Raw genomic sequence first — 8,933 nt, 5'->3', positions numbered from 1 at the left:
GCGATCGCGAGCAGCTACTTTAGGTTGAGAGAACGGCTTGGCCGTTGAACTTCCCGTCAAAGATGGGACGCTGCCCAACTTTGACCGGAAAATGGTGCCCAGAAGAGGACTCGAACCTCCACGACCTTGCGATCGCCAGCACCTGAAGCTGGTGCGTCTACCAATTCCGCCATCTGGGCACGGGGTAGGCCGGCGCCTCTAAGGCCCCGGTGGCAGCCTTGTCAACAGGTACATCGCAGGGCTAGGGGCAAAGCGAATTTTTCCTCGGCGGAGCGTTACATGAAGGACAAACTGGTCACGCTGATCGGCGGTGGCGGTTTTCTCGGCCGGTACGTCGCACAGGCACTGCTTGGCGCCGGTGCGCGCGTCCGCGTGGCGCAGCGCGATCCGCGCGAGGCCTGGTATCTGAAGCCGCTCGGCGGGCTGGGTCAGACGCAGTTCGTGGCGGCGGATATCACGCGCCCGGACACGCTGGCGCGGGCCGTCGCGGGATCGGATGCGGTGGTGAACCTGGTTGGCAGCTTCACCGGCGATCTGCTGCGCGTGCATGTCGATGGCCCCCAGGCGCTGGCCAAGGCGGCGCAGGCGGCCGGTGTCGAGGCGCTGGTGCATATTTCCGCGATCGGCGCCGATGCCGAGGGCGAATCGTACTACGCCCGGACCAAGGGCGAGGGCGAGGCCGCGGTGCGCGAGGCCTTCTCGGCCGCCACGATCCTTCGCCCCTCGACCGTATTCGGGCCGGAGGACAAGTTCATCAACATGTTCGCCGGCATGATCGCCAAGCTGCCCATGGTGCCGGTGCTGAAGCCCGACACGCGGTTCCAGCCGGTATTTGCGGGTGACGTCGGTGATGCCGTGGCGGCCGTGGTTCGCACCCCGGGGGCCTTTGCCGGCCGCACGTTCGAACTCGGCGGGCCGGATGTGTTCACCATGATGCAGCTGAACGAGTGGATTGCCCGCGCGATCGGACGCCAGCCGTCGTTCGTGCGTGTGCCGGATGCGCTTGGCGGGGTGCTCGCCGCGGTGCCGTTCGTGCCGGTGTCGCCCGATCAGTGGAAGCTGCTGCAAAAGGACACGGTGGTCGCCGCCGGTGCCGAAGGACTGTCGGCGCTGGGGATCACGCCGACGCCGCTGGCGTCCGTGGCACCGGGCTGGCTGGTCCGATATCAGCGACAGGGCCGGTTCGCGCGTCCGACCGCCGCCTGACACCACCCGCGCGCGTTTTCCGCGCGGCTGGCCTGTGGCGGCGCGCGATCTGAAAGGCCTTCATGTCCGATCTGCTGACCGCCATTCTCCTCGGTATCGTCGAGGGCGTAACCGAATTCCTGCCCGTGTCCTCCACCGGGCACCTCGTGCTCGCGACTGAGCTCTTGGGCTATGATCCGCAGCGCTGGGCTGTGTTCAACATCGCGATCCAGCCGGGCGCAATTCTGGCCATCGTTGTGCTGTACTGGCGCACGTTCATGGCGGTGCTGAAGGGGCTGATGCGCGGCGAGCCGCACTCGATCGCCTTTGTGCGCAACCTGCTGATCGCCTTCGTGCCCGCAGTGGCGCTGGGGCTGGCATTCAACGACCAGATCGAGGCGCTGCTGGAGAATGCCGTCGTCGTCGCCTGGGCGCTGATCATCGGCGGCGTGGCAATCCTGATCGTCGAGCGGCTGGCGAAGACCCGCGAGGTCGGCGGGATATCGGGCGTTTCCATGTCGCAATCGGTGAAGATCGGCCTGGTACAGTGCATGGCGATGATCCCGGGTGTCAGCCGGTCGGGCGCGACGATCATGGGCGCGATGGCATTCGGCATCGACCGCCGCACCGCTGCCGAATTTTCCTTCTTCCTGGCGCTGCCGACGCTGACCGGCGCGACGGTGCTCCAGCTGGTGAAGCACCGGGATGCGATCACCGCCAATGATGTTCAGCTGATCGGAGTCGGGGCGCTCGTCTCCTTCGTCGTCGCGCTCGTGGTGGTGAAGGCCTTCATGGCGGTCGTGACGAAACATGGGTTTGCGCCCTTTGCTTGGTACCGAATCGCCGCTGGATCGGTGGCGCTGCTGGTGCTTGCAGCCAAGTAGGACCGGAACGGCACCTGTTTCTTGAAATCGAAAGCGGGGAGTTGCCCAAACCAATAGATGAAGCGCAAAAATAGGACAGCAATGCTGACTTGATGCTGCTTGGCTGATGTGAGACCCACGTCGGCGGAGGGCTTATGGCTGCTGATTCCATGCTTCGTTTCGTCGTCACCCCACAGTCCTATCCGGACAAACGGGCGCCGGATGCACGGGCAGACGACTTTCGCGAGATTGCCGATCGCTACGCGGTGCCGCGCGCGGAGGAGCAGGCGGGGCGCTGCTCGCAATGCGGGGTGCCGTATTGCACGGTGCATTGCCCGCTCCACAACCATATCCCGGATTGGCTGCGGCTGACCGCCGAGGGGCGGCTGCGCGAAGCCTATGAGCTGTCGAACGCCACCTCGACGATGCCGGAGATCTGCGGACGGATCTGTCCGCAGGATCGGCTGTGCGAGGGCAATTGCGTCATCGAATTCTCCGGCCACGGAGCGGTCACCATCGGTTCGGTCGAGAAGTTCATCACCGATACCGCCTGGGAAGAAGGCTGGGTCGAGCCGCTGGTACCCGGCGCGTCCCGCGGGCAATCGGTGGGCGTCATCGGCGCCGGGCCGGCCGGGCTGACGGCGGCGGAATATCTGCGCGCCAACGGCTATGACGTTCACGTCTATGACCGCCACGATCGCGCTGGCGGACTGCTGACCTATGGCATCCCCGGCTTCAAGCTGGAGAAGCCGGTGGTGATGCGCCGGGTCGATCGGCTGAAGGCCGGCGGCATCGTGTTCCATGAGGGTTTTGCGGTCGGCGACGATGCGTCGCTGGCGGAGCTTCGCGCGCGCCACGACGCGCTGCTGATCGCAACCGGCGTGTACAAGGCACGCGCGATCGACGTGCCGGGCAATGATGCGTCGGGCGTCATCGCCGCGCTGGATTATCTCACCGCTTCCAACCGCAAGAGCTTCGGCGATGCGGTACCCGCGTTCGATGACGGCAGCCTCGACGCTGCGGGCAAGAATGTGGTGGTAATCGGTGGCGGCGATACGGCGATGGATTGCGTGCGCACGGCGCTCCGCCAGGGCGCGAAGAGCGTGAAATGCCTGTACCGCCGCGACCGCGCGAACATGCCCGGATCGCAGCGCGAGGTGACGAACGCGGAGGAGGAGGGCGCCGAGTTCGTGTGGCTCTCCGCGCCGCATTCCTTCGTTGGGGATGACACGGTGGCTGCGGTGCGCGCCAATCGCATGCGGCTGGGCGCCCCGGACGCCAGCGGGCGGCGCGCGCCGGAAGTGGACCCCGGCGGGCCGATCGACATGGCGGCCGACATGGTGATCAAGGCGCTCGGCTTTGACGCCGAGGAATTGCCGCACCTGTGGGACGCGCCGGAGCTGGGCGTCACGCGTTGGGGCACCGTGCTGGTCGACAGCAAGACGCTGATGACCAGCCTGGACGGCGTATTCGCCGCGGGCGACATCGTGCGTGGTGCGAGCTTGGTCGTGTGGGCGATCCGTGACGGGCGCGATGTTGCCAGCAGCATGCACAAATACCTGAGAGCGAAGGCCGCTGCCGACGCGAAGGTGGCGGCATGAGCTCGGTCGCGCTTGTCCTGGCGCTGGTCGCTGCCCAGGCACCGGCGTCCCATGGCGTTGCTCCTGCCGCTGCCCCGGAGACGACCCCCGCGACGGCCTCTACCGCGCCGGTTGATCCGGCCCGACTGGCTGTCGCGCGTGCGGTGATCGACCAGGTCATGCCGCCAGCCAGCCGCGCGCAAATGATCGAGGCGATGGTGGCGCCTGTCATGACGTCGATCAGCCGCACGGTCATGAACACGCCGGCGCTGGCAGACACAATTGGCAAAGACGCGAAGGTGCGGGACGCCATTACCCGTTTCATGGAGCGGCAGAACGCGCGCACGATGGACAATCTGCGTGGGGAGCTTCCCGCCATGGCGGAGGCAATGAGCCGCGCCTATGCGCGTCGCTTCGACGAACGGCAGCTGAAGGAGATTTCCGCCTTCTTCGCCACGCCGACGGGCAAGGTTTATCTGGAACAAGCGCCGATGGTCATGAGCGATCCGGACGTGATGGCTTGGCAGAGCCGCCTCATGGCCAAGTCGATGAGCACGGTGCAGGACGACGTCGCGGCGCTGACGGCCGAACTCACCGCGGCGCGCGAGGACGAGCAATGATGGGCCGCTCGCTCGCCGCAGCGCTGATCGGTGCGCCGATCATGGCGACGCTCGAGATCACCCAAAAGGTCGAGGCAGCGACCACCCACCTGCCAGTCCCGCCTCAAACGACCGGAGAGACGAAGTGACAAACGAGCACGAGCGCGAGCGCCTTGCCCGTGAGGGCATGTACCGCCCCGAGTTCGAGGGCGACGCCTGCGGTGTGGGCATGGTCGCGGCGACGGATGGCAAGCCATCGCGCCGGGTGGTGCAGTCCGCCATCGATGCGTTGAAGGCGGTGTGGCACCGCGGTGCCGTGGATGCCGATGGCAAGACGGGTGACGGCGCTGGCCTCCACGTCGACCTGCCCGTGCGCTTCTTCGACGATGCGATCGCGCTGGGCGGGCACAAGGTTCAGCCCAATCGCCTTGCCGTCGGCATGGTATTCCTGCCGCGCACCGATCTGGGCGCGCAAGAGACGTGCCGCACGATCGTGGAAAGCGCGATCATCGAAGCGGGCTATACCATCTATGGCTGGCGGCAGGTGCCTGTCGACGTCAGCGTCATCGGACTGAAGGCGCAGGCGACACGGCCCGAGATCGAGCAGATCATGATCGCCGGTCCGCTGCCCGACCAGGTGGACGAGGCGGAATTCGAGAAGAACCTGTATCTGGTCCGCCGGCGGATCGAGAAGCGTGTGATCGCGGCGCAGATCCAGGGCTTTTACATCTGTTCGCTGAGCTGCCGGTCGATCATCTACAAGGGCCTGTTCCTCGCAGAGAGCCTGTCGGTCTTCTACCCCGATCTGACCGACAAGCGGTTCGAGAGCCGGGTCGCGATCTTTCACCAGCGCTATTCGACCAACACCTTCCCGCAATGGTGGCTGGCGCAGCCGTTCCGGTGCCTCGCGCACAACGGCGAGATCAACACGATACGTGGCAACAAGAATTGGATGCTCAGCCATGAGATCCGCATGGCCTCGATCGCGTTCGGCGAGCATTCCGAGGACATCAAGCCGGTGATCCCGGCGGGCGCATCGGACACCGCGGCGCTGGACGCCACGTTCGAGGCGATCTGCCGCTCGGGCCGCGATGCGCCAACGGCGAAGCTGATGCTGGTGCCCGAGGCCTGGCAAGGCGACGTGAGCGGCGACATGCCGCCGGCCCATGCCGCGATGTACCAATATCTCGCCTCCGTCATGGAGCCGTGGGACGGCCCCGCCGCGCTGGCGATGACCGATGGCCGCTGGGCCGTGGCGGGCATGGACCGTAACGCGCTTCGCCCACTGCGCTACACCCAGACCGCCGACGGCCTGCTGATCGTCGGTTCCGAAAGCGGCATGGTGGTCGTTCCCGAATCGACCATTGTCGCGAAGGGGCGGCTGGGGCCGGGGCAGATGATCGCGGTCGATCTGGCCGAAGGACGTTTGTACCACGATCGCGAGGTGAAGGATCGGATCGCCGGAGAGGCCGACTATGCCGGCATGATCGGCAATTTCGCGACGATCGAGGATCTGCCGCCTGCGCCCGCCGCCGGCGTGCCGCGCTATGACCGCGCCGAACTCGCGCGGCGGCAGGTCGCCGCCGGACAGACGCTGGAGGACATGGAGCTGATCCTGTCCCCGATGGTCGAGACGGCGAAGGAAGCGATCGGATCGATGGGCGATGATACGCCGCTCGCTGTGATTTCGGACAAGCCGCGGCTGATCAGCCAGTTCTTTCGGCAGAATTTCAGCCAGGTGACGAACCCGCCGATCGACTCGCTGCGTGAACGGCATGTGATGAGCCTGAAGACGAGGTTCGGAAACCTCGCCAATATCCTCGACACCGAGGATCGACGCGAGCGCGTGCTGGTGCTCGATTCGCCGGTCCTGACGTCGACTGACTGGGCGCGGCTGAAGACCTATTTTAGCAGCGCCGCCGCGGAGATCGACGCCACGTTCGAGGCGGACGGTGGGCCGGAGAAGCTGCGCGCCGCGATCCAGCGCATCCGCAACGAAGCCGAACAGGCCGTGCGCCAGGGCAAGAGCGAGATTTTCATCACCGACGAATATGTCGGGCCAGAACGGATCGCGATTCCGGGCGTGCTCGCGGCGGCCGCGGTGCACACCCACCTCGTCCGACGCGGCCTGCGCTCCTACGCGTCGGTCAATGTGCGCACCGCCGAATGCCTCGACACGCATTACTATGCGGTGCTGGTCGGCGTGGGGGCGACGACGGTGAACGCCTATCTGGCGGAAGCTGCGATCGTGGATCGCCAGCAGCGCGGGCTGTTCGGTGACCTGTCGCTGGACGAATGCCTGCGGCGCCACCGCAAGGCGGTCGAGGAAGGGCTGCTGAAGATCATGTCGAAGATGGGGATCGCGGTGATCTCCAGCTATCGCGGCGGCTATAATTTCGAGGCGGTCGGGCTTTCCCGCGCACTGGTGAACGATTTCTTCCCCGGCATGCCGGCGAAGATCTCGGGCGAGGGCTATGCCTCGCTCCACGTCAACGCCAAGGACCGGCACGAGACCGCGTTCGATGAGGCGGTGGTCAACCTGCCGATCGGCGGCTTCTATCGCCAGCGGCATACCGGCGAGGTTCACGCCTATTCGGCGCAGCTGATGCACTTGCTGCAAACCTCGGTCAGCACCGACAGCTATTCGACCTATCTGCAATTCTCGCGCGGGGTGGCTGATCTGCCGCCCGTGTATCTGCGCGATCTGCTGCAGTTCAATTTCCCGGCCGAGGGCGTGCCGGTCGACCAGGTCGAGCCGATCACCGAGATTCGTAAGCGCTTCATCACCCCGGGAATGAGCCTGGGCGCGCTGTCGCCAGAGGCGCATGAGACGCTGGCGATCGCGATGAATCGGATCGGTGCCAAGGCGGTGTCGGGCGAGGGTGGTGAGGACAAGAGCCGGTATCGGCCTTATGAAAACGGCGACAACGCCAATTCAGTGATCAAGCAGATCGCGAGCGGCAGGTTCGGCGTAACGGCGGAATATCTCAACGCTTGCGACGAGATCGAGATCAAGGTCGCGCAGGGCGCCAAGCCTGGCGAGGGCGGCCAGCTGCCGGGTTTCAAGGTGACCGAGTTCATCGCCAAGCTGCGCCATGCGACGCCGGGCGTGACGCTGATCTCCCCGCCGCCGCACCACGACATCTATTCGATCGAGGATCTGGCGCAGCTGATCTACGATCTGAAGCAGATCAATCCGCGTGCGCGCGTCTGCGTGAAGCTCGTTTCCTCGGCGGGCATCGGCACGGTCGCGGCGGGCGTCGCCAAGGCGCATGCCGACGTGATCCTGGTTTCCGGCCATGTCGGCGGGACGGGTGCTAGCCCACAGACCAGCATCAAATATGCCGGCACGCCGTGGGAAATGGGCCTTTCAGAGGTCAACCAGGTCCTGACGCTGAACGGCCTTCGCGGGCGGATCAAGCTGCGCACCGACGGCGGGCTTCGCGTCGGGCGCGACATCGTGATCGCCGCGATCCTGGGCGCGGAGGAGTTCGGCATCGGCACGCTGAGCCTCGTCGCGATGGGCTGTATCATGGTGCGCCAATGCCATTCGAACACTTGTCCGGTGGGCGTGTGCACGCAGGACCCACGCCTGCGCGACAAGTTCGTCGGAACGCCGGAGAAGGTCATCAATCTGATGACCTTCATCGCCGAGGAGGTGCGCGACATCCTCGCCCGGCTCGGCGTACGCAGCCTCGACGAAGTGATCGGGCGCACCGAATTGCTGCGGCAGGTGAGCCGTGGTGCCGAGCATCTCGACGATCTCGATCTCAACCCGATCCTCGCCAAGGTCGATGCGACCGACGCCGAGCGGCGTTTCTCGCTCAACACCTTCCGCAATGAAGTGCCCGACAGCCTGGATGCGCAGATCATCAAGGATGCCGCGGCGGTCTTCTCGCGTCGTGAAAAGATGCAGCTCACTTATTCCGTGCGCAACACACACCGCGCAGTCGGCACGCGGCTGTCGAGCGAGATCACCCGCACCTTCGGGATGAGCGCGCTCAACGATCATCACGTCACGATCCGGCTGCGCGGATCGGCCGGGCAAAGCCTGGGCGCTTTCCTGTGCAAGGGCATCACGCTGGAGGTCTTTGGCGACGCCAACGACTATGTCGGCAAGGGGCTGTCGGGAGGCATGATCATCGTGCGTCCGGCGGTGTCGTCGCCGCTCCGCAGCCAGGAGAATACGATTATCGGCAACACCGTGCTCTACGGTGCGACGTCCGGCGCGCTGTTCGCGGCGGGGCAGGCCGGCGAGCGGTTCGCGGTGCGCAATTCCGGTGCGACAGTGGTGGTCGAGGGCTGCGGCGCGAACGGGTGCGAATATATGACTGGCGGCACGGCTGTGGTGCTGGGTGCGGTGGGCCAGAACTTCGGTGCCGGCATGACGGGCGGCATGGCGTTCGTGTACGATCATGATGACAGCTTCGCGCGCCGGGCGAACCCGGAAAGCATCACGTGGCAGCGGCTTTCGTCCGCGCATTGGACCGAGGTGCTGCGCGATCTGATCGCCCGCCATGCCAAGGCGACAGATTCCAAATGGTCGCGCGGCATTCTGGAGGATTGGGATCGCAGCGCCGGGCGGTTCTGGCAGGTGGTTCCGCGCGAGATGCTGGATCGGCTGTCACACCCGCTGGATGACAGCCCCGCGATGGAAGCCGCCGAGTAGCGGTGAGGGAAAGCCGCGCCGCCGCCCGTCACTGCGG

Annotated in this window: 6 protein-coding genes and 1 tRNA gene; 6 read left to right on the top strand and 1 reads right to left on the bottom strand. The window is 65.8% G+C overall.

The genetic code is table 11. The annotated features are described in order from the left end of the window. Nucleotides 1-92 precede the first annotated feature (92 nt). Nucleotides 93-179 (bottom strand) — tRNA-Leu (locus K0S66_RS15585). 100 nt (nucleotides 180-279) lie between these two features. Between K0S66_RS15585 and K0S66_RS15580 the strand changes: the two genes are divergently transcribed. The 6 genes from K0S66_RS15580 (at nucleotide 280) to gltB (ending at nucleotide 8,896) form a co-directional block, all read left to right on the top strand. Beyond that, entirely contained in the window at nucleotides 280-1,206 is a 927-nt protein-coding gene (locus tag K0S66_RS15580; RefSeq protein WP_301076393.1) for a complex I NDUFA9 subunit family protein, read from the top strand. Between the two features lie 62 nt (nucleotides 1,207-1,268). Further along, entirely contained in the window at nucleotides 1,269-2,069 is an 801-nt protein-coding gene (locus K0S66_RS15575; RefSeq protein ID WP_301076392.1) for an undecaprenyl-diphosphate phosphatase, read from the top strand. 134 nt (nucleotides 2,070-2,203) lie between these two features. After that, on the top strand, nucleotides 2,204-3,649 hold the full coding sequence (locus tag K0S66_RS15570) for an NAD(P)-dependent oxidoreductase (RefSeq protein WP_301076391.1): 1,446 nt from the start codon (nucleotides 2,204-2,206) through the stop codon (nucleotides 3,647-3,649). Continuing rightward, nucleotides 3,646-4,248 carry a DUF2059 domain-containing protein gene (locus K0S66_RS15565; RefSeq protein WP_301076390.1) on the top strand — a complete coding sequence of 201 codons (603 nt, stop codon included), beginning with the start codon at nucleotides 3,646-3,648 and terminating at the stop codon, nucleotides 4,246-4,248. Before K0S66_RS15570 ends, K0S66_RS15565 begins: the two co-directional genes overlap by 4 nt. Continuing rightward, nucleotides 4,245-4,376, top strand: coding sequence for a hypothetical protein (locus K0S66_RS15560; protein WP_301076389.1), 132 nt, complete (start codon nucleotides 4,245-4,247; stop codon nucleotides 4,374-4,376). Before K0S66_RS15565 ends, K0S66_RS15560 begins: the two co-directional genes overlap by 4 nt. A gap of 38 nt (nucleotides 4,377-4,414) precedes the next feature. After that, complete coding sequence (gene gltB / locus K0S66_RS15555) at nucleotides 4,415-8,896, top strand: glutamate synthase large subunit (protein WP_301076394.1); 4,482 nt, start codon at nucleotides 4,415-4,417, stop codon at nucleotides 8,894-8,896. The last annotated feature ends 37 nt before the right edge of the window (nucleotides 8,897-8,933 follow it).

The organism is Sphingomonas sp. (assembly GCF_029239295.1).
Taxonomy (GTDB): Bacteria; Pseudomonadota; Alphaproteobacteria; order Sphingomonadales; family Sphingomonadaceae; genus Sphingomonas.
This window is presented reverse-complemented; position numbering and strand designations above follow the sequence as displayed.

Bases quoted from the DNA above. Each gene is read 5' to 3' on its own strand.
- gltB (WP_301076394.1), top strand. From the start codon at position 4,415: ATGTACCGCCCCGAGTTCGAGGGCGACGCCTGCGGTGTGGGCATGGTC.
- K0S66_RS15570 (WP_301076391.1), top strand. From the start codon at position 2,204: ATGGCTGCTGATTCCATGCTTCGTTTCGTCGTCACCCCACAGTCCTAT.
- K0S66_RS15575 (WP_301076392.1), top strand. From the start codon at position 1,269: ATGTCCGATCTGCTGACCGCCATTCTCCTCGGTATCGTCGAGGGCGTA.
- K0S66_RS15560 (WP_301076389.1), top strand. From the start codon at position 4,245: ATGATGGGCCGCTCGCTCGCCGCAGCGCTGATCGGTGCGCCGATCATG.
- K0S66_RS15565 (WP_301076390.1), top strand. From the start codon at position 3,646: ATGAGCTCGGTCGCGCTTGTCCTGGCGCTGGTCGCTGCCCAGGCACCG.
- K0S66_RS15580 (WP_301076393.1), top strand. From the start codon at position 280: ATGAAGGACAAACTGGTCACGCTGATCGGCGGTGGCGGTTTTCTCGGC.